This window comes from Microbacterium sp. TNHR37B, from assembly GCF_001620065.1.
GTDB lineage: Bacteria > Actinomycetota > Actinomycetes > Actinomycetales > Microbacteriaceae > Microbacterium.
In genome coordinates this window covers 176,685-196,415 of the sequence record NZ_LQGV01000001.1, presented here as the reverse complement: position 1 = coordinate 196,415, position 19,731 = coordinate 176,685, and the positions used below count along the sequence as shown (strand labels likewise).

The window sequence follows — 19,731 nt, the reverse complement described above, 5'->3', positions numbered from 1 at the left end:
TGCTGTGCTCCTCGTCCGCGCCCGAGCTACTTCGTGACCGGGAGCAGGGGTGTCTCGGACCCGGACGGCATGATGCGGTAGTGCGTGAGCACCTGAGTCATCGCCTTGGTGAAGACCGAGCGGTTGGCCGACGACATGCGCTCCTTCTTGGGCTCGTCGAAGACCGTCAATACAACGTACTGCGGATCCTCGGCAGGGGCGTAACCGACGAGGGAGGTGAAGTACAGGTTCTTCTTGTAGCCCCCCTTGCCGTCGTAGATCTGCGCCGTGCCCGTCTTTCCCGCCATGCGGTAGCCATCGATCTTGATGTCCTCGGCGAGCGTGCCCTGTGCGAACACGTTCTCCAGCATCTGACTGACCTCGGAGGCCGTCTCCTTCTTGATGACCCGGACCGGGTCGGGGAGGTCGGGCGTGACCACTGTGCCGTCCGCCTTCGTGCACGACTCCACGAGCTGCGCCGGCATGCGGACGCCGCCGTTCGCGATCGTCTGGTACACGCTCGCGACCTGCGTGGCGGTGACGGTGAAGGCCTGACCGAACGTCGTCGTGTAGTAGGTCTGGTTGTCCCAGTCGGCGGGCTTGAGCCGGAAGCCCAGCTGCTCGGGCTCCCCCGACCAGTTGAGGCCCTGCGGCTGGCCCACGCCGAACTTGGTCAGATAGTCGAAGCGCGTCTGGGGGTCCACCCGCGCGCCGAACTGCGACATCGCCACGTTCGAGGAGCGCACGAGTCCGCCGGTGAGGGTGAGGGTCTCGGTGGCGTGCTGATCGGAGTCATTGATGACCGCCCCGTTGGGGAACGTCATGCGCGAGGGCGTCTTGACGGTCGAGAGCGGCGTGAGCCCCGCAGCCTCGATGGCCGTTGCCGCGGTGACCGGCTTGAACGTCGATCCGGGCTCGTACGAGAACCGCGCGAGGCGCGAAGCCCGGTCGTCGGCATCCGAGGCCGCCGGATCGTTGGGGTCCACCGTCGGTGTCTCGGCAAAGGCGCGGATCTTGCCCGTGGCGACTTCCATGACGATGATCCCGCCCCAGTTGGCGTTGTACCGCTTGGTCTCCTCGGCGATGAGCTGTTGCATGTACCACTGGAGGTCGGAATCGATCGTGAGGGTGAGGGTGCCGCCGTCCACGGCAGGCTTCTCCACCTCGGTGCCGGGGATGCGCACGCCGTCGCGACCACGCTGGAAGGTGACCGAGCCGGCCTTCGGATCCAGACAGCTGTTCTGGAGCTTCTCCACGCCCTCGAGGGGCTTTCCGTCGGAGCTGACGAAACCGATGATGTTGCCGGCCACGGCCCCGTCGGGGTAGGTCCGCGACGCGATCGGAGGAAATGTCAGGAACGGGAGACCCATATCGGCCAGGGCTCGGTAGGTCTCGGTGGAGACATTGCGCGTCACGCGCGCCCAGCGCGATTTGGGGTTCTTGGCGAGCGCGTCCACCACGATCGCGGTGACCTCTTCGGCAGACTGTCCGGTGACGGCCGCGATGCGGGCGGCGAGCTCGGGCCAGGCGACCTTCTCGTTCTTCCCGTCGGCGTCCTTGACGATCGCGCCGTTCTCGTCGCGCTTGTCGATCCCGTTCGCCGCGAGCAACGGGTCGATCTCGACGTCGTAACGAAGGGTGCTGGTGGCCAGCACGCTGCCCCCTTCGTCGACGATGTTGCCTCGCGTGCCGGCCAGCGTGATGCTCGTCTGCGTCGCCTTCTCCTTCTGGGCGGCGATGTGACCTTCGGCATTGACGACCTGGATGTCGACGAGACGGACGACGAAGACCGCGATGACCGCCAAGACGACCATCAGTGCGGTCACGGTGCGGCGGCGGGGGCTGCGGGTGGCGCGAGTGGTCATGTTCTCAATGCGTGTTCGGGGTCGGCAGACCGTCGGCGATGGCAGGAGGGGAGGCCGGATTGACGACGACGCTCTGTTCGGAGGCCGTGCGGGACCCCAGACTCGCGTCGGGGTCGGTGACGAGCGGGAGCCCGCTGAGGAGCTCGTTGGAGACCGCGGCCTTTTTCAGCGCCTGGACGCTGGAGGTCGTCGTGGCCTTCTTGCCGCTGCCGATCAGGGCGCCGTCGCTGAGACGCAGATAGTTGGGGGCTTGGCCCGTGACCATCCCGAGCGCGGCGGCGTTCGCGGCCAGGTACTGCGGGGAGCTGAGACCTGCGACCTCGTCCTGCAGGATCTGCTTCTGCCACTGCACACTCCGCTGCTCCGTGGTCAGCGAGCGCAGTTCGTAGGAGCTCTGCGTCGTCAGAATCGAGAGCCCCATCTGCGCCCCGGCGATCGTGAGAGCGCCCAGGACGGCGACGAGACCGTAGACGAGGCGGGGCTTGCGGCGCGGGGCCGCCTGCGAGACGGCGTGGAGCCGACGCTCGGGCCCCGGAAGCGGACGGGGAAGTGCGCCGAAGACGTCGTCCTCTGCGAGGTTCGTGCTCATGCGGCGGCCTCCCTCACTCGTTCTGCCGCGCGCAGCCGTGCCGGCGTCGCGCGGGGGTTGCGGGCGCGTTCCTCGTCGGAGGCGAGCTCCGCGCCCCTCACGAGCAGCCGGAATCGCGGCGCGTGCTCGGGCAATTCGATCGGAAGATCGCGCGGCGCCGTCGAGGCGGTGGCCGATGCGAACACGCGCTTGACGAGGCGGTCCTCGAGCGACTGGTAGGAAAGGACGACGATGCGCCCGCCGACAGGCAGGAGCTCGAGTGCGGCGGGGATCGCCGCCTCCAGCGCGGCCAGTTCTCGATTGACCTCGATCCGCAGTGCCTGGAAGACCCGCTTGGCCGGATGACCCGACTTCTCGCGCTGCACGGCGGCAGGGGTGGCGGCGATCAGGACCTCCACGAGGTCCGACGACCGCAGCAGCGGACGCGACTGCCGAGCGGCGATGATGGCGCGGGCGTAGCGCCCCGCGAGCTTCTCTTCGCCGTAGCGTTCGAAGATCCGCCGAAGGTCGCCTTCGCCGTATGCCGCCACGATATCGGCCGCGGTGGTGCCGCTGGTCTGGTCCATGCGCATGTCCAGCGGCGCATCCTGCGCGTACGCGAAACCACGATCGGCTTCATCCAGTTGGAGCGAGGACACCCCCAGGTCGAAGAGGATTCCGTGCACCTGGGAGACACCGACCGACGCGACGGCCTCAGCGATGCCGTCGTAGACGGTGTGCACCAGGTGCACCCGGTCGCCGAAGCGAGAGAGGCGCTCCCCCGCGATCCGCAGGGCGTCGGTGTCACGGTCGAGTCCGATCAGGCGGGCGTGCGGGAAACGCTCGAGCAGCGCCTCCGAGTGCCCGCCCATCCCCTCGGTGGCATCGACGATGACCGCGTCGTCGCGGTCGAGCGCCGGTGCGAGGAGTTCGACGCAGCGTTCGAGCAGAACGGGAGTGTGGATGTCGCGGGGGTTCATGATCATCGACCTGTGCTGCCTCCGACCCGGAGCCCGGATCCCCATCCGCTCCGACCTGGCACCGGGGAAGTGTGTCAGGGCGTGCGGCTGGGAGTCGGGGCCACGGCTCAGAAGAGCCCGGGGATCACCTCCTGCTCCATCTCCGAGTAGCTGTCTTCGTTTCCTTCCGCGTAGGCGTTCCACGCCTCCGCGTCCCAGATCTCGGCGTGCGCTCCGACACCGGTCACGACGAGCTCACGGCCGAGGTTCGCGTAGGTGCGCAGGTGCGGCGGAATGGTGATCCGGCTCTGACCGTCCGGCTTCTCATCGCTTGCTCCCGACAGGAACATGCGCTGGAAGTCGCGGGCCTGCTTGTTGGTCAGCGGCGCTTCGCGGATCCGTTCGTAGACGCGCTCGAACTCCTTCGTGCTGAAGACGTAGAGGCAGCGTTCCTGCCCCCGGGTGACGACGACGCCGTCGCCGAGATCGGTGCGGAACTTCGCCGGAAGAATGACGCGGCCCTTGTCGTCGAGCTTCGGGGTGTACGTGCCCAACAGCATCGCGTCCCACCCCCTTCTCCGCCCGGCCGCCTGAAGTACGCGCCACTTTACTCCACTTTCCTCCACTTTCCTATCGATTTGTGGCCGAGCCGCGCCCGGGCTCTCCCCCGGAGGCAGGCCGGCACGATGCGCGGTGGACGTCGCCGTCGCCGCGGGCACAAAAAAAGCACCGACCCGAAGGTCGGTGCTCTGGTGGTTCTCCGTCGGAGAAGGGGGTCACCCTTCGCCGCGGCGTCGATCCCATCGATCGTTCATGCGGTCCATGAAGCTGCCGCCGCCGGCCTTGGCCGGGCCCGCGGCCGTGGGCTTGCGGGTTCCCTGGGACCGCGGACGTGCGGAGCCGCCGCGCGCGGGGGTCGCCGCGAGCACGACGCCCGCCACCATCGCAAGGAACGCGATCACTCCCACGATGATGAGGGAGGTCGACACTCCGACGACGAGACCGGCGATGCCGACGAGCACGAGAACGCTGCCGTAGACGATGTTGCGGTAGCTGAGGGACTGGCCTTCACGGGGCGCGCTGACGACATCGGCGTCGTTGTGCATGAGATGGCGCTCCATCTCGTCCAGCAGACGCTGCTCCTGCTCTGACAGTGGCATGCATCCCCCTCTTGAAGTGTCGAGTGATCTCGATTGTACGCGGGTGCTCGAGAACTAGGCTAGGCCCGTGATGCCTTCGGTGGACCTGATCGAGCTCGTTTCCCAGCGGATGGAGAGGTTCGCCGAAGACCGCATCGAGGAGGCCCGCGAGCTGGGCCCCGATGCCATCGCATTCGTGCGGACGGCCGCCGAGACGATCACAGGCGGGAAGCGCCTGCGCGGCCGCTTCTGCCTCACCGGATGGTGGGCTGTTGCGGGGGCCTCACCACGCGGCGCGGTCGAGGTCGACCCGGCCGCAGTCGCGGCTGCAGCGGCACTGGAGATCTTCCACGCCGCGGCTCTCGTGCATGACGACCTCATCGATAACTCCGACACGCGCCGGGGTCGCCCCGCCGCACACCGGGCGCTCGAGCGCGGACATCGCGCACAGGGATGGAGCGGAGACGGGGCGGCCTATGGACGTTCCGCGGCGATCCTTCTGGGAGACCTCCTCGTGGCGTGGAGCGACGACCTGTTCGAGGAGGGGCTCCGCGACAGCGGCACCGCCGCAGCCGCCAGGCTCGAGTACGCGCGCATGCGTCGCGAGGTGACGGTGGGCCAGTTGCTGGACCTCGCCGAGGAGGCCGCGGCCCTCTCCGTGGACGACGCGGAGCACGCTGATCGCTCCCTCCGGGTCGCGACCTACAAGTCCGCTCGCTACAGCGTGCTGCAGCCACTCCTGATCGGCGCCGAGCTGGCGGGGGCCACACCCGACCAGCGGGAGGCACTGGGACGATTCGGCCTGCCGATCGGGCTCGCCTTCCAGCTTCGCGACGACGTCCTGGGAGTGTTCGGCGACAGCTCCGTGACGGGAAAGCCCTCGGGCGACGATCTGCGTGAAGGGAAACGCACGCTCCTCATCGCGTTCGCGCGGGAGAACCTCCCCACGGGCGCTCGACGCACCCTCGACGAACTGCTGGGCGATCCTGATCTCACCGGCGACCAGATCTCGTCCCTGCAGCGCACGATCGTCGACTCCGGCGCCCTCGCACGCGTCGAGGACGTCATCTCGGACTACGCGTCCGAGGCCGATCGCGCACTGCGCGGCGCAGCGCTGGACAATGCCGCGGTCGGCGCGCTGCGCGACCTTGCCCGGGCGGCGGTCGCTCGAACGTCCTGAGCGAGTTCGCTCAGGCGAGCGCCTGCGCGATGCGGCGGACCTCGCTCTTGCGACCCGCGCGGAGTGACTCGATGGGCGCGTGGCCGAGCGACTCGTCCTCGGTCAGCAGCCAGTCGATCAGTTCATCGTCGGAGAAGCCGGCGTCCTGGAGCACGATCACGGTCCCGCGGAGCGACGTCACGGGGCGCCCCTCCATGAGGAAGGCTGCGGGCACCTGGGGAGCACCGTGGCGTCGCGACGCGACCAGGTGCTTCTCATCGAGCAACCGTCGGATACGGCCGAGCGGTTCTCCCGTCACCGCGACGAGGTCGGGGAGGGTCAGCCAGTCAGTGGGAAACGTCGGAGTCGAGCCGGTCACCCCTCCACTATCGCATTCCGCGCGGGGGCCGAGCACCGGCGGGGAGGGAACCGGCGCTGAGGAGCACAGGTCCACGCTCGACGGAACATTACAGAAATCACATCTTTCACTTCTGCCTCTTTGATTGACTCGACTTGACTTCCGTGACAGCGTTTTCGAGGTCCACGAGGAGGAGAGATCACCCATGAGACGCTTGCCGACGCTGTCCACGTCCACCGGCTCCGTCGCCGTCTGGGGCACGATCGCCCTTTCCGTCAGCGGCTCCCCCGGCACGGCCGCCACCATCCCCGAGGTACCGATGGAGACGGCGACGCCGACGATCGCCGCCCTCGGCAATGCCGTCACGGCCGCTGCGTCCGCGACCGTTGCGACGCCCACCACTCGGACGCCGCGCACCCACACCGTGGTTCGCGGAGACACCGTCAGCGCCATCGCCGCGGCGCACGGGCTCCGTACCGCCGACGTGCTGGCCTGGAATGGTCTGGGATGGAGATCGATCATCCGGCCCGGTGACGTGCTGCGGCTTTCCGCAGCGGAGAAGAGCACGGGCTCGGCGGGCGCCGAGAAGCCCTCGAAGAGCTCCACGCGAGCATCGCACACCTCCTCGACCTCGTACACGGTGCGCTCCGGCGACACCCTCTGGGCGATCGCCGACCGCCACGACTGCTCACTCGCGGCGCTTCTGCGGGCCAACGATCTCACGACCGGCGCGATCATCTACCCGGGTGAGAAGCTCGCGATCCCGGGACGCCCGTCGACGGCGAAGGCAACGGCCCGTCCCGCAGCGGCACCCTCCACGTCCTCGCCCCAGAAGGCGACGCACGGGGCGCGACTGGATGCGGAACAGACCAAGAACGCCCGTCTGATCATCGCCGTCGGACGCGAACGCGGCGTCTCCGACCGAGGGATCGCGATTGCCCTCGCCACCGCGATGGTGGAGTCCTGGCTCCGAAACCTCGACTACGGCACCTACGACTCGCTGGGGCTGTTCCAGCAGCGTCCGAGCACGGGATGGGGCACGCCGGACCAGGTGCGCGACCCCCGACGCGCGGCGGCAGCCTTCTTCGGCGGCCCCGACGATCCCAACGGTTCGGATACGCGCGGGCTGCTCGACATCGCGGGCTGGGAGGACATGGAGTTCAGCGAGGCTGCGCAGGCGGTGCAACGCTCGGCTTATCCGCACCGTTACGGCCAGTGGGAGTCACAGGCCTACCAGTGGCTCGAGCGGTTGGGCTGACCGGCTCCATCCGCGGGGCGAGCCGCTGCCCGGACTCCCTGCTCCGGCTCCGTAGACTCGACGCGTGAGCACGGGCCAGCAGACGGATCCGCTGATCGGCCGCCTGGTCGACAGTCGGTACCGCGTGCGCGCCCGCATCGCACGCGGCGGAATGGCGACCGTCTACGTCGCCACCGACCTCCGCCTCGAGCGGCGCGTCGCTCTCAAAGTGATGCACGGCCACCTCTCCGACGACACCGTCTTCCAGAGCCGGTTCATTCAAGAGGCGCGCGCGGCCGCGCGCTTGGCCGACCCGCACGTGGTCAACGTCTTCGACCAGGGGCAGGACGACGATCTGGCCTATCTCGTGATGGAGTATCTGCCGGGCATCACGCTCCGGGAGCTGCTCCGGGAGCAGCGTCGCCTCTCGATTCCCCAGACGATCACGATCATGGATGCCGTGCTCTCCGGGTTGTCCGCGGCGCACCGCGCCGGGATCGTCCATCGCGACGTCAAGCCGGAGAACGTGCTGCTGGCTGAGGACGGCCGGATCAAGATCGGCGACTTCGGTCTGGCGCGGGCGACCAGCGCGAACACCGCGACCGGTCAGATGCTGCTCGGGACGATCGCCTACCTCGCTCCCGAGCTGGTCACGCGCGGGACGGCCGACGCCCGCAGCGACATCTATGCCCTGGGCATCATGCTCTACGAGATGCTCACCGGCGAACAGCCGTACAAGGGCGAGCAGCCGATGCAGATCGCCTACCAGCACGCCACCGACTCGGTCCCGCGCCCCAGCGTGCGCAATCCCGGCGTTCCTGAACAGCTCGACGAACTGGTGCTGTGGGCGACGGAGCGACAGCCCGATGAGCGCCCGGTCGACGCGCGAGAGATGCTCGATCGCCTGCGTGACATCGAGAAGGAGTTGGGGATCCATCCCCAAGTCGTGCGGTCGACGGCCGTGGGCGTCACCACCGGAGACGGGACCGCGCCGTCGGGCGAACTCACCAAGGTGTTGCCGGGATCCTTCACGGCTCCGGTCGTCACGACGGATGTCGACAATGCCACGAAGCTCCGACGACGCGCTCACCGGCGGTCGGTCACAGGCGCGTGGCTGCTCGTGCTCGTCCTGCTGCTGGCCGCAGCGGGAGCCGGCACGGGCTGGTGGTTCGGTTCGGGTCCGGGTGCCCTCGTGAGCGTGCCGGATGTCCGTGGCAAGAGCTTCGACGAGGCCGCCGCGGAGCTCCGCAGCCACGAACTCACCTCCGTGCAGGAGGGCCGGAACAGTCTCGAGGTCGCCGAGGGCGAGACCATCCGCACCGATCCCGAGCCCGGGACGCGAGTGGAGAAGCAGACCCGGGTGACCGTCGTCGTCTCTCTCGGACCGGCCGAGGTCACACTCCCCACGCTCGAGAACAAGACCGTGGAGACGGTGACGCAGCTGTTGCGCGATGCGCAGATCGACGTCGCCCTCTCGAACCCCTATTTCACGTCGTTCGACGAGGATCGCGTCGTCCGCGTGTTCATCACTCAAGCCGGTGTCGCAGACCCCATCCCCTGCGCTCAGGGCTGCACCGTGCTCCAGGGATCCAGCGCGGAGATCCGCTACTCACTCGGTCCCGTTCCCGACGTCGTGGGTGACACCGAGGCCGCTGCCACGTCCACCCTCAAGAAGGTCGACCTGAAGGTCACGACGACGCAGGAGTACAGCACGTCGGTCGAAAAGGGCCGCGTCATCCGGATGCAGGAGCGCGAAGGCGGCGGATCGTGGCGCCCCGGCGAGAGGGTGACGCTCGTCATCTCTCGCGGCCCCCAGCTGTTCGAGGTCCCCGATGTACGCGGGATGACCCGCGACCGCGCCGTCCAGACGCTGACCGACGCCGGGTTCGAGGTGAGCGGCGTGGTCTTTCCATGGAACATCGCGCAGAACGACCTCACCGAGGTCGTCTCTCAGAGCCCTGACGCCAAGACCCTGCAGCAGCGCGGGACGACGATCACCATCTCGATCGACGTGCGGCGCTGAGTCAGCGCTTCTCGAGCTCTTCCGCCACGAGGAACGCCAGCTCGAGCGACTGCATGTGGTTCAGACGCGGGTCGCAGAGGGACTCGTAGCGGGTGGCGAGCGTCGCCTCGTCGATCATCTCGGAGCCGCCAAGGCATTCGGTGACGTCATCGCCGGTGAGCTCGACGTGGATCCCGCCGGGGAAGGTCCCCACCGCGCGGTGCGCCTCGAAGAAGCCGCGGACCTCGTCGACGACGTCGTCGAAGCGTCGCGTCTTGTAACCCGTGGGCGTCGTGATGCCGTTGCCGTGCATCGGGTCGGTGACCCACAACGGCGTCGCCCCGGAATCCTTGACCGCCTCGAGAAGCGGCGGCAGGGCGTCGCGGATCTTGCCGGCGCCCATGCGGGTGATGAACGTGAGCCGGCCCGGCTCCCGCTCGGGATCGAGCTTGTCGATCAGTGCGAGGGCCGTGTCGGTGGACGTGGTCGGACCGAGCTTCACCCCGATGGGGTTGCGGATCTGGGAGAAGTAGTCGACATGCGCGCCGTCGAGGTCGCGGGTGCGCTCGCCGATCCAGAGGAAATGCGCCGACGTGTTGTACGGGGTCCCGGTACGCGAATCGATGCGGGTCATCGGTCGCTCGTAGTCCATCAGCAGGCCCTCGTGGCCGGTGTAGAACTCGACGCCGCGCAGCTCATCGAAGTTGGCGCCGGCCGCCTCCATGAACTTGATCGCGCGGTCGATCTCCGTCGCCAGTCGCTCGTAGCGCACGTTGGCGGGGTTCTTCGCGAAACCCTGGTTCCAGCTGTGCACTTCGCGCAGGTCAGCGAAACCACCCTGCGTGAACGCGCGGATGAGGTTCAGCGTCGACGCTGCCGTGTGGTAACCCTTGAGGAGTCGGCCGGGGTCGGCGGCGCGAGAGGCCTCCGTGAAGTCGTATCCGTTGACGATGTCGCCGCGGTAGGCGGGCAGAGTGACATCTCCCCGGGTCTCGGTGTCGCTGGAGCGCGGCTTGGCGAACTGGCCCGCCATCCGCCCCATTTTCACGACCGGCATCGACGCGCCGTAGGTGAGGACGACGGCCATCTGCAGCACCGTCTTGATGCGGTTGCGGATCTGCTCGGCGGTCGCTCCCGCGAAGGTCTCGGCGCAGTCGCCCCCCTGGAGGAGAAAGGCGCGACCGCTCGCTGCTCGCGCGAGGCGCTCGCGCAGGTTGTCGACCTCGCCTGCGAACACGAGCGGCGGGAGCGAGGCGATCTCGTCGGAGACCGCGGCGACCGCGTCGAGATCTGACCAGGAGGGCTGCTGCTTGATCGGGAGCGAGCGCCAGTTGTCGAGCGCATCGAGCGTTACGGGCATCCGCTCAGTCTAGTGGCGCGGACGACGCGGTCCGCCCTCTGTGACGGGGCTCAGGACCTCACACCGAAGCCGGGCGCCGGTCTTTCACGGTCGAGGCATAGACGTCGTCGTACTCCTGCTCGCCCAAGCGCTGCAGGGCCACCATGATCTCGTCGGTGATCGAGCGGAGGATGTAGCGATCCCCTTCCATCCCGTGGAAGCGGCTGAAGTCCAGCGGTTCGCCGATCACCATGCCGACGCGGCCGATCCTCGGGATCGACCGACCGATCGGCATCACCGTGCCGGTGTCGACCATGACGACCGGGATCACCGGCACACGTGCCTCGAGCGCCATGCGAGCCAGTCCCGTCCTCCCCCGATAGAGCTTGCCGTCGGGGCTGCGCGTGCCCTCCGGGTAGATGCCGAGGAGGTCACCGCGTCCGAGCACCTGCAGTCCGGTGTTGAGCGACGCCTCGGAGGCCTTCCCTCCCGTCCGGTCGATCGGGATCTGGCCCGTCGCCTTCATGAACATCCGGGTCGACCAGCCCTTGATGCCCTTCCCGGTGAAGTAGTCGCTCTTGGCGAGGAACGACATGGGGCGATCGATCATGAGCGGCAGGAAGATCGAGTCGCTCACCGAGAGGTGGTTACTGGCCAGGATCGCCGCTCCGGAACTCGGGACGTTGCTCCGCCCGACGATCCAGGGCCGGAAGATCGCCTTGACGATCGGTCCGATCACGACGTACTTCATGAACCAGTAGAACATCGCTCACCCCCGAAGACGGGCGAGGTCGGCGACGCCGATCATTCCGGCATCGTTGCCGAGGGTCGCGATCGCGAAGTCCGCGACGGGACGGTCCCCGTAGCCGGGAAGCGACGTCTCGTACGCGAGGCGAACGGGGTGCAGCAGGCGCTCACCCAGGTCGGCCACTCCGCCGCCGATCACGAAGAGCTCGGGGTCGAGGACCGCCTGGAACTCGCCGCACGCCTCGCCGAGTGCCGTCGCGACGCGGCGGACGGCTTCGAGTGCCCCCGGGTCGTCGTCCGCGAGGAGCCTCGCCATCTCCGCGCCCGGGACGATGCCGCGAGCGTCCTGCACGTCGGCCAGGCCCGCACCGATGCCCCCGGCGGCGGCGATGTCGGCGATCTCACGCTGGAGGGCACGGCCCGACGCGTACTGCTCGAGACATCCGTTCTGACCGCAGCCGCACGGACGACCGCCGCGGATGAACCGGATGTGCCCCAGCTCGCCGCCGATGCCGTTGCCCCCGACCAGCAGACGGCCATCGATGACCACCGCCCCGCCGACGCCGGTCCCGAGGGTCAGCATGACGAGGTTGGCGCACCCCTGGCCCGCACCGAAACGGTACTCCCCCCACCCGGCGGCGTTGGCGTCGTTCTCGAGGGTCACCGGCCGTCCGATGCGCGCCTCGAGCTCGGCGCGGAGCGGCTCGTTGCGCCAGTCGATGTTGGGAGCGTGGATGATGACCGATCGCGTCGCGTCGATGAAGCCCGCGGCCGCGACGCCCACGGAGTGGATCTCGTGCCGTTGCGCGAGATCCCGCACCATCACGGCGACGGCATCGGCGAGCTCCGCCGGCCGGTCGGGGGTGCTCACGCGCAGCTGCTCGATGATCGAGCCATCCTCTGCGACAACTCCCCCGGCGATCTTCGTGCCGCCGATGTCGATGCCGACGCTGTGCACGCTGCTCCTCTCGCGCCGGCGCGAACCGCACGGCATCCGCAGAAGTCTAGTCCGCGCCCCGAGGCCGCCGCGCGCCGCTGGACCGGGTATCAGCGCAAGCTACACTCGATCCCAACCCGTCACTTTCCGACGCTGTACCGGTACCGAAGGAGTTGCCGCCCATGAGCGCCGTCCAATTCGAAGTCCCCGCGGTCGTCCCCGCCGACCCGGACGCCAACACCACCGATCTGCTCGTCGAGCGAGTGAAGGCCACTCCCTCGCTCGCCCTGTTCGCGGTTCCCGACGCAGACGGCTGGCGGGACATCACCGCCGCCGAGTTCCAACGCGAGGTCATCGTGCTCGCGAAGGGACTGGCCGCCGCAGGAGTGCAGCCGGGCGACAAGGTCGGTTACATCGCGCGGACGACCTACGAGTGGACGCTCGTCGACTTCGCTCTCTTCTTCGCCGGCGCCGTCATGGTCCCGATCTACGAGACGAGCTCCGCCTCGCAGATCAGCTGGATCCTCTCCGACTCCGGCGCGGTCGCCGTGATCGCCGAGTCCGAGGAACATGCCGCCCGCATCGCCGAGATCCGCGAGGAGATCCCGCTCGTGCGTGAGGTCTGGACCTCGGCGACGGGAGATCTCGACGCCTTGCGTGGCCGAGCAGGGGAAGTGACCGACGAGGAGATCGAACGCCGCCGCAACCTGGCCGTCGGCTCCGACATCGCCACCCTGATCTATACCTCGGGCTCCACGGGACGGCCCAAGGGATGCGTCCTCACCCACAGCAACTTCGTCGAGCTGGCGCGCAACTCCGCGAAGGCCCTGGCGGAGGTCGTGGAGACGCCCGGCGCCTCCACGCTGCTGTTCATCACGACGGCCCACGTCTTCGCCCGCTTCATCTCCATCCTGGACATCCACGCCGGCGTGAAGACAGGTCACCAGCCCGACACCAAGCAGCTCCTGCCGGCGCTCGGCTCGTTCAAGCCCACCTTCCTTCTGGCCGTGCCCCGCGTCTTCGAGAAGGTATACAACTCCGCCGAGCAGAAGGCCGAAGCGGGGGGCAAGGGCAACATCTTCCGCGCGGCTGCTCGCACCGCGATCGAGCACTCACGACTGCAGCAGGACGGGGCGAAGGTCCCCCTCCTCACCAAGGTCAAGTTCGCCCTGTTCGACAAGCTGGTCTACAGCAAGCTGCGAGAGGCGATGGGCGGGCGGGTCACCTACGCCGTCTCGGGCTCGGCTCCCTTGGGAGCGCGACTCGGCCACTTCTTCCACAGCCTCGGCGTCACGATCCTCGAGGGCTACGGGCTCACCGAGACCACGGCACCGGCGACGGTGAACCTGGCCACCAAGTCGAAGATCGGCACCGTCGGTCCCGTTCTTCCCGGCGTCGGCGTGCGCCTCGGCGAGGACGGCGAGATCGAGGTGCGCGGCATCAACGTCTTCAAGGAGTACTGGCGCAACCCCGAGGCGACCGCCGAGGCCTTCGACGACGGGTGGTTCCGCACCGGTGACATCGGGTCCTTCGATTCCGAGGGATTCCTCACCATCACGGGCCGCAAGAAGGAGATCATCGTCACGGCGGGCGGCAAGAACGTCGCCCCCGCCGCGCTGGAGGATCCGATCCGGGCGAACCCGATCGTCGGCCAGGTCGTGGTCGTCGGCGACCAGAAGCCGTTCGTCTCGGCGTTGGTGACTCTCGACCCGGAGATGCTGCCCACGTGGCTGTCGAACAACGAGCTGCCCGCCGACATGTCGCTCGCCGACGCCGCAAAGGACCCGAAGGTGCGCGCGGAAGTGCAGCGGGCGATCGACATCGCCAACAAGGCGGTCTCGCGAGCCGAGTCGATCCGCAAGTTCGTGATCCTCGACACGGAGTGGACCGAGGCCAGCGGGCACCTCACGCCCAAGATGAGCATCAAGCGCAACGTCATCCTCACTGACTTCGCTCCGCAGATCGAGGAGCTCTACAGCGTTCCGGTCACCACGACCAACGTTCCCCTGGGGTAGACGGGCGGGGCTGACCAGCCGCCATGATGACGGGCCGGAGAGGGAAACCTCTTCGGCCCGTCATCGTCTCCCCCGGCTCCGAAGGGAACGGGGACTAGAACCAGTCGGACTCCCGCACCTGGCGCATCGCGACCCGGCGCGTCTCGGGGTCGAGGCGCTGCAGGTACACCATTCCGTCGAGATGGTCGGTCTCGTGCTGGAGCGCCTGCGCGAGGAGTCCGTCGCCTTCCAGCACCACCTCGTTGCCGTCGAGATCCATGCCGATCACCTTGGCGTGCGGATAACGGGGGGTGTCGTGCCACAGTCCGGGCACCGACAGGCATCCCTCCCCGGTCGGCTGGGGCTCGCCCGAGACCTCGACGAGCTCGGGGTTGAGGACGTACCCGATGTCTCCGTCGATGTTGTAGCTGAAGGCGCGCACCCCGACCCCGATCTGCGGGGCGGCGACACCCGCACGTCCCGGAAGCTCCACGGTGTCGAGAAGGTCCTGGACCAGCGCGCGCACGCCATCGTCGATCTGTTCCACCGGCGACGCGACGGCACGGAGAACGGGGTCGCCGAAGAGGCGAATCGCTCGAACTGTCATCAGACGGCCGTCGCGATGCGCAGGCCCTCGACGACGGTGGCCGCGAGCTCGCGGGCGGCCAGTCGGGTGGCAGGCTGAAGATCGCGGAACGAGATTGCGCTCCCCGCCGCGAGGTGCGCGTCGTAGGGCATCCGGACCACGGTGCGCACGCGAGTGCCGAAGTGGGACTCCAGTTCGGAGGCCCGCACGAGGGGCGTCCCGGGGCGCGCCGTGTTGAGGACGACGACGGCGTTTCGGACCTGATCCTCGAAACCGTTCGTCTCCAGCCAGGTCAGGGTCTCGGACGCCAGGCGCGCCTCGTCGACGCTGAGCCCGGCGACGACCACCAGCACGTCGGCGAGTTCGAGCGTCGCCTCCATGACGGAGTGCACGACGCCGGTGCCCGTGTCGGTCAGCACGATGGAGTAGTAGTGCGCCGCGACGGACGCGACATCGTGATAGTCGCGGTCGTTGAACGCCTCAGACACGCGCGGGTCGGCGTCGGACGCGAGGACGTCCAGACGCGTCTCGTCGCGCGCGACGATGCCCGAGAGGTCGTTGAATCCGACGACATCGCCCCGCGTGCGGACGAGATCCCGCACCGTCTTCCCGCTGGAGCGTCCGATGCGGTCCGAGAGGGTTCCCCGGTCGGGGTTCGCGTCGATCGCGATCACGCGATCGTCCCGCGCATCCGCGAGCGCCATCCCCAGGAGGGTGGACACGGTCGTCTTTCCGACGCCGCCCTTGCGCGAGAGGATGGGGACGAACTTCGCACCGCCACCCAGCGGTGCCGCGATCCGACGATCGAGCGCCTTGCGCGCGCGGGCGCGCTTGCTGTCCCCGAGGTTCAGGCGGCGAGCGGTTGCAGAGTAGACGAACCGCTGCCATCCGCCTTCGGGCTCTGGGCGAACGACATGCGCGGGGTCGAGGAGCCGGTCGGCGGTGAGCAGGTCGGAGGTCTCCCGCCCCGCCTCGAACTCGCCGAGTCGCCGCGACTGCAGGGGGACGTCGGCAGTGCGGGGATGGATCCGCTCGACCGCGTGCTTGGCGTCGTGGTCGTCGAGGTGGTGGGCCTCGCGTCGGGTGGAGGGTGGCCCGTCGGGGTCGGCGGCCTCGTCGACGACCTCGGCTTCGAGGGGTGCCGCGGACAGCGCCACGCCGTCGTCGGGCAGCAGGTCGTCATCGTCGTCACTCAACGTCGGCAGGCTCACGTCGACCTGTGCGGTCGCGCCACGGACCAACCCGATGCCGGCGGTGTCGATGCTGCCGGTGGTCAGCACACCGTTCTCGAGGTCGTCGGGCGTCTTGTCGTTGCGGTCAGGCGTCACTGCTGTTCACTCCAGGTGGTCTCCGGGCCGCAGACGCGCAGATCGCGTCGCGGCCCAGGGAGCAAGGCTACTCGGAGGGTCGGATGACGACCAAAAGATCGCCTGCCTCCACCTGCGCCGTCGCCGCGGTCACCAGGCGCTCGATCACCCCGCCGACCGGGGACGTGATGGCCGCCTCCATCTTCATCGCCTCGATCGACGCGACCGGCTGGCCGGCGGTGACGACGTCGCCTTCGGCCGCCTTGAGCGTCACCACGCCGGAGAAGGGAGCCGCGACCTGGCCGGGCCTCGTCGTGTCCGCTTTCTCTGCTTGACGGGCCTCGACGGCGATGCTGCGATCCCGAACGAAGACGGGGCGGAGCTGGCCGTTGAGGGTCGCCATCACCGTGCGCATGCCCTTGTCGTCGGCCTCGCCGATCGCTTCGAGCCCGACGTACAGCTGGACGCCCCGGTCGATCTCTACGACGTGCTCCGAACCGGGAAGCAGCCCGTACAGGTAATCGGCGGTGTCCAGCACGCTGAGGTCGCCGTAGGTGGCGCGGGTCTCCCGGTACGTGCGCGTGGGCCCGGGGAAGAGCAGTTCGTTCAGCTTGCCGCGGCGAGAGACCGAATCGCCCTCCAGGGCAGCCTGGTCCTCCGCCGTGATGTCCGCGACGGCGGTCTTGGGCTCGCGCCCCTGGAGCACCTTGCTCCGGAACGGCTCCGGCCAGCCACCCGGGAGGTCCCCGAGCTCGCCCGCCATGAATCCGACGACCGAGTCGGGGACGTCGTACTTCTCGGGATTCCGAGCGAAATCGGCCGGGTCGGCCTTCACCGCCGCCAGGTGAAGGGCCAGATCGCCGACGACCTTCGACGACGGCGTGACCTTGGGGACACGGCCGAGGATCTCGTTGGCGGCTGCGTACATGTCCTCGATCAGCTCGAAGTCGTCCGCCAGGCCCAGCGCGATCGCCTGCTGTCGCAGGTTCGAGAGCTGCCCGCCCGGGATCTCGTGACGGTAGACGCGTCCGGTGGGGCCGGGAAGGCCTGACTCGAAGGGGCGGTACAGGTGACGGACCGCCTCCCAGTACGGCTCGAGGTCGGACACCGCGCGCAGGTCGATGCCGGTGTCGCGCTCGGTATGCGCCAATGCGGCGACGAGGGCCGACAGCGACGGCTGACTGGTCGTTCCCGCCATCGGCGCGGCTGCGGCGTCCACCGCGTCGGCACCCGCCGCGCTGGCGGCGAGGAGCGTCGCGAGCTGTCCGCCGGCCGTATCGTGCGTATGCACGTGCACGGGCGCGTCGAAGCGCTCGCGCAGAGCGGTGACCAGGCGCGTGGCGGCGGCAGGCCGCAGGAGCCCCGCCATGTCCTTGATCGCAAGCACGTGCGCACCGCTCTCGACGATCTGCTCTGCCAGCCGCAGGTAGTAGTCGAGCGTGTAGAGCTCTTCCGCGGGGTCGAGGAGATCGCCGGTGTAGCAGAGCGCGACCTCGGCCACCGCACGGCCGGTCTGCAACACCGCTTCGACCGCCGGACGCATCTGCGACACGTCGTTGAGCGCGTCGAAGATGCGGAAGATGTCGACGCCGGAGGCGACGGCCTCGTCGATGAAAGCGTCGGTGACCTCCGTGGGGTAAGGGGTGTAGCCGACGGTGTTGCGTCCCCGCAGCAGCATCTGGATCGCCACGTTGGGAAGTGCGGCGCGCAGCGCGTCGAGGCGCTCCCACGGGTCTTCCCCCAGGAAGCGCAGCGCGACATCGTAGGTGGCGCCGCCCCAGGCCTCGACCGACAGCAGCTGGGGTGTGGCGCGAGCGACGTACGGAGCGACCTTCACGAGATCGCGGGTGCGCACGCGGGTCGCGAGAAGGGACTGGTGCGCGTCGCGGAACGTGGTCTCGGTCACCGCGAGGGCGGTCTGTGCGCGCAGGGCGGCGGCGAATCCCGCCGGGCCGAGCTCGAGAAGCCGTTGACGGGAGCCCGCTGCGGGCTCGACGCCGAGGTCGACCGGAGGGAGCTTGGAGGCCGGGTCCACGGTGAGCGGGTTCTCGCCGTTCGGACGATTCACGGTGACATCGGCCAGCCACGCCAAGATCTTCGAGCCGCGGTCCTTGGACTCCCGGCCCGTGAGCAGCTCCGGCCGTTCGTCGATGAAAGCGGTGCTGAGATCGCCGGCGACGAACGCGGGATCGTCGAGTACCTGCTGGAGGAAGGGGATGTTCGTCGTGACGCCCCGGATGCGGAACTCCGCCAGGGCACGGCGAGAGCGGATGACGGCGGCCTCGAAATCCCGTCCGCGACAGGTGAGCTTGGCCAGCATCGAGTCGAAGTGCGGGCTCACCTGAGAGCCGGCCGCCGTGGTGCCGCCGTCGAGACGGATCCCGGCGCCTCCCGGCGAACGGTAGGTGGTGATCTTGCCGGTGTCGGGACGGAAGCCCTGAGTCGGATCCTCCGTCGTGATCCGGCACTGGAGCGCCGCGCCGCGAAGCCGAATCTGCTCCTGACGCAGCCCCAAGTCGTCCAGTGACTCCCCCGCGGCGATACGCATCTGCGACTGCACGAGGTCGACGTCGGTGACTTCCTCGGTGACCGTGTGCTCGACCTGGATGCGGGGGTTCATCTCGATGAAGACGACCTCGCCGGTGCGCGGCCCTGCCGTCTCGAGGAGGAACTCGACGGTCCCGGCGTTCTGGTAGCCGATCGAGCGGGCGAAGGCCACCGCGTGCCGGTGAAGCGCATCACGGACGTCGTCGGCCAGGTTGGGGGCCGGGGCGATCTCGACGACCTTCTGGTGGCGGCGCTGCACGGAGCAGTCGCGTTCGAAGAGATGGACCGTTTGCCCGGCCCCGTCGGCGAGGATCTGCACCTCGACGTGACGGGGGCGCTGGACGGCCTGCTCGAGGAAGACGCGCGAGTCGCCGAAGGCGCTGCCCGCTTCGCGCATGGCCTCCGCGAGCGCGGGGGCGAGCTGCTCAGGTGTCTCGACGCGTCGCATTCCCCGCCCGCCGCCGCCGGCGACCGCCTTGACGAAGATCGGGAACCCGATCTCGTCGGCCTGCGCCACGAGGGTGTCGACGTCATCGGAGGCCCCGGTCGAGCGGAGGACCGGAACGCCTGCGGCGATCGCGTGCTCCTTGGCGGTGACCTTGTTGCCCGCCATCTCCAGCACATGCGACGGCGGTCCGATGAAGGTGATCCCGGCCTCGGCGGCTCGCGCCGCCAACTCGGGATTCTCCGAGAGGAACCCGTAGCCGGGGTAGATCGCGTCGGCTCCGCTCTCCCGCGCGACACGGATGATCTCCGACACGTCGAGGTAGGAGCGGACCGGCTGACCCTTGGTGCCGATCTCGTACGCTTCGTCCGCCTTCAGGCGATGGAGAGAGTATCGATCTTCGTACGGGTACACGGCGACCGTACGGGCACCCAGTTCGAAGGCCGCGCGAAACGCGCGGATCGCGATCTCGCCGCGATTGGCAACCAGGATCTTTCGGAACATACGCACCTCACGTGTGATGACCGGGGCGCACAGTTCATCGGACGCCCGAATGCCGCAGA

16 protein-coding genes are annotated in these 19,731 nt (G+C 68.7%); 4 read left to right on the top strand and 12 right to left on the bottom strand.

Annotation, left to right across the window (positions count from 1 at the left end):
- Nucleotides 1-26: 26 nt before the first annotated feature.
- The 5 genes from AVP41_RS00955 to AVP41_RS00935 form a co-directional block, all read right to left on the bottom strand.
- Nucleotides 27-1,844: a peptidoglycan D,D-transpeptidase FtsI family protein gene (locus AVP41_RS00955; RefSeq protein WP_067159466.1), complete on the bottom strand. Its 1,818-nt coding sequence runs from the start codon at nucleotides 1,842-1,844 to the stop codon at nucleotides 27-29.
- 4 nt (nucleotides 1,845-1,848) lie between these two features.
- A complete protein-coding gene (locus AVP41_RS00950) occupies nucleotides 1,849-2,433 on the bottom strand; it encodes a hypothetical protein (RefSeq protein ID WP_067159463.1) in 585 nt (194 codons plus the stop codon).
- On the bottom strand, nucleotides 2,430-3,392 hold the full coding sequence (gene rsmH, locus AVP41_RS00945) for a 16S rRNA (cytosine(1402)-N(4))-methyltransferase RsmH (RefSeq protein WP_157532409.1): 963 nt from the start codon (nucleotides 3,390-3,392) through the stop codon (nucleotides 2,430-2,432). Before rsmH ends, AVP41_RS00950 begins: the two co-directional genes overlap by 4 nt.
- 107 nt (nucleotides 3,393-3,499) lie before the next feature.
- Nucleotides 3,500-3,931: a division/cell wall cluster transcriptional repressor MraZ gene (mraZ, locus tag AVP41_RS00940; RefSeq protein WP_067159458.1), complete on the bottom strand. Its 432-nt coding sequence runs from the start codon at nucleotides 3,929-3,931 to the stop codon at nucleotides 3,500-3,502.
- A 216-nt stretch (nucleotides 3,932-4,147) separates the two neighbouring features.
- Nucleotides 4,148-4,531, bottom strand: coding sequence for a DUF3040 domain-containing protein (locus AVP41_RS00935; RefSeq protein WP_067159455.1), 384 nt, complete (start codon nucleotides 4,529-4,531; stop codon nucleotides 4,148-4,150).
- Between the two features lie 67 nt (nucleotides 4,532-4,598).
- Here AVP41_RS00935 and AVP41_RS00930 point away from each other — a divergent pair, with 67 nt between their 5' ends.
- The gene (locus AVP41_RS00930; protein WP_442922767.1) at nucleotides 4,599-5,690 is read left to right on the top strand and encodes a polyprenyl synthetase family protein; all 1,092 of its coding nucleotides are present in this window, start codon (nucleotides 4,599-4,601) and stop codon (nucleotides 5,688-5,690) included.
- A 10-nt stretch (nucleotides 5,691-5,700) separates the two neighbouring features.
- Here the strand turns inward: AVP41_RS00930 and AVP41_RS00925 are convergent, their stop codons facing one another.
- Nucleotides 5,701-6,048, bottom strand: coding sequence for an Rv2175c family DNA-binding protein (locus AVP41_RS00925; protein ID WP_067159449.1), 348 nt, complete (start codon nucleotides 6,046-6,048; stop codon nucleotides 5,701-5,703).
- A 184-nt stretch (nucleotides 6,049-6,232) separates the two neighbouring features.
- On the opposite strand from AVP41_RS00925, the gene AVP41_RS00920 reads away from it, so the two are divergent.
- Both AVP41_RS00920 and pknB read left to right on the top strand, forming a co-directional pair.
- Nucleotides 6,233-7,285: a LysM peptidoglycan-binding domain-containing protein gene (locus AVP41_RS00920; protein WP_067159446.1), complete on the top strand. Its 1,053-nt coding sequence runs from the start codon at nucleotides 6,233-6,235 to the stop codon at nucleotides 7,283-7,285.
- 64 nt (nucleotides 7,286-7,349) lie between these two features.
- Nucleotides 7,350-9,287 carry a Stk1 family PASTA domain-containing Ser/Thr kinase gene (gene pknB / locus AVP41_RS00915; RefSeq protein ID WP_067159444.1) on the top strand — a complete coding sequence of 646 codons (1,938 nt, stop codon included), beginning with the start codon at nucleotides 7,350-7,352 and terminating at the stop codon, nucleotides 9,285-9,287.
- Nucleotide 9,288: 1 nt separating this feature from the next.
- Here pknB and AVP41_RS00910 read toward each other — a convergent pair whose 3' ends face one another.
- Genes AVP41_RS00910 through AVP41_RS00900 form a run of 3 tightly spaced genes read right to left on the bottom strand, consistent with a single transcriptional unit; the run spans nucleotide 9,289 to nucleotide 12,310 of the window.
- On the bottom strand, nucleotides 9,289-10,626 hold the full coding sequence (locus tag AVP41_RS00910) for a class II 3-deoxy-7-phosphoheptulonate synthase (protein WP_067159441.1): 1,338 nt from the start codon (nucleotides 10,624-10,626) through the stop codon (nucleotides 9,289-9,291).
- A gap of 58 nt (nucleotides 10,627-10,684) precedes the next feature.
- Nucleotides 10,685-11,371: a lysophospholipid acyltransferase family protein gene (locus tag AVP41_RS00905; RefSeq protein WP_067159438.1), complete on the bottom strand. Its 687-nt coding sequence runs from the start codon at nucleotides 11,369-11,371 to the stop codon at nucleotides 10,685-10,687.
- Nucleotides 11,372-11,374: 3 nt separating this feature from the next.
- Nucleotides 11,375-12,310 (bottom strand): ROK family glucokinase, encoded by a 936-nt coding sequence (locus AVP41_RS00900; protein WP_067159435.1) that lies wholly within the window; start codon nucleotides 12,308-12,310, stop codon nucleotides 11,375-11,377.
- Nucleotides 12,311-12,471: 161 nt separating this feature from the next.
- Between AVP41_RS00900 and AVP41_RS00895 the strand changes: the two genes are divergently transcribed.
- A complete protein-coding gene (locus AVP41_RS00895) occupies nucleotides 12,472-14,304 on the top strand; it encodes an AMP-dependent synthetase/ligase (protein ID WP_067159432.1) in 1,833 nt (610 codons plus the stop codon).
- A 94-nt stretch (nucleotides 14,305-14,398) separates the two neighbouring features.
- Here AVP41_RS00895 and def read toward each other — a convergent pair whose 3' ends face one another.
- The 3 genes from def to AVP41_RS00880 form a co-directional block, all read right to left on the bottom strand.
- Complete coding sequence (def, locus tag AVP41_RS00890; protein WP_067159429.1) at nucleotides 14,399-14,890, bottom strand: peptide deformylase; 492 nt, start codon at nucleotides 14,888-14,890, stop codon at nucleotides 14,399-14,401.
- The gene (locus tag AVP41_RS00885) at nucleotides 14,890-16,197 is read right to left on the bottom strand and encodes a MinD/ParA family ATP-binding protein (RefSeq protein WP_067159426.1); all 1,308 of its coding nucleotides are present in this window, start codon (nucleotides 16,195-16,197) and stop codon (nucleotides 14,890-14,892) included. Before AVP41_RS00885 ends, def begins: the two co-directional genes overlap by 1 nt.
- Before the next feature lie 67 nt (nucleotides 16,198-16,264).
- A complete protein-coding gene (locus tag AVP41_RS00880) occupies nucleotides 16,265-19,672 on the bottom strand; it encodes a pyruvate carboxylase (RefSeq protein WP_067159423.1) in 3,408 nt (1,135 codons plus the stop codon).
- Nucleotides 19,673-19,731: the final 59 nt, after the last annotated feature.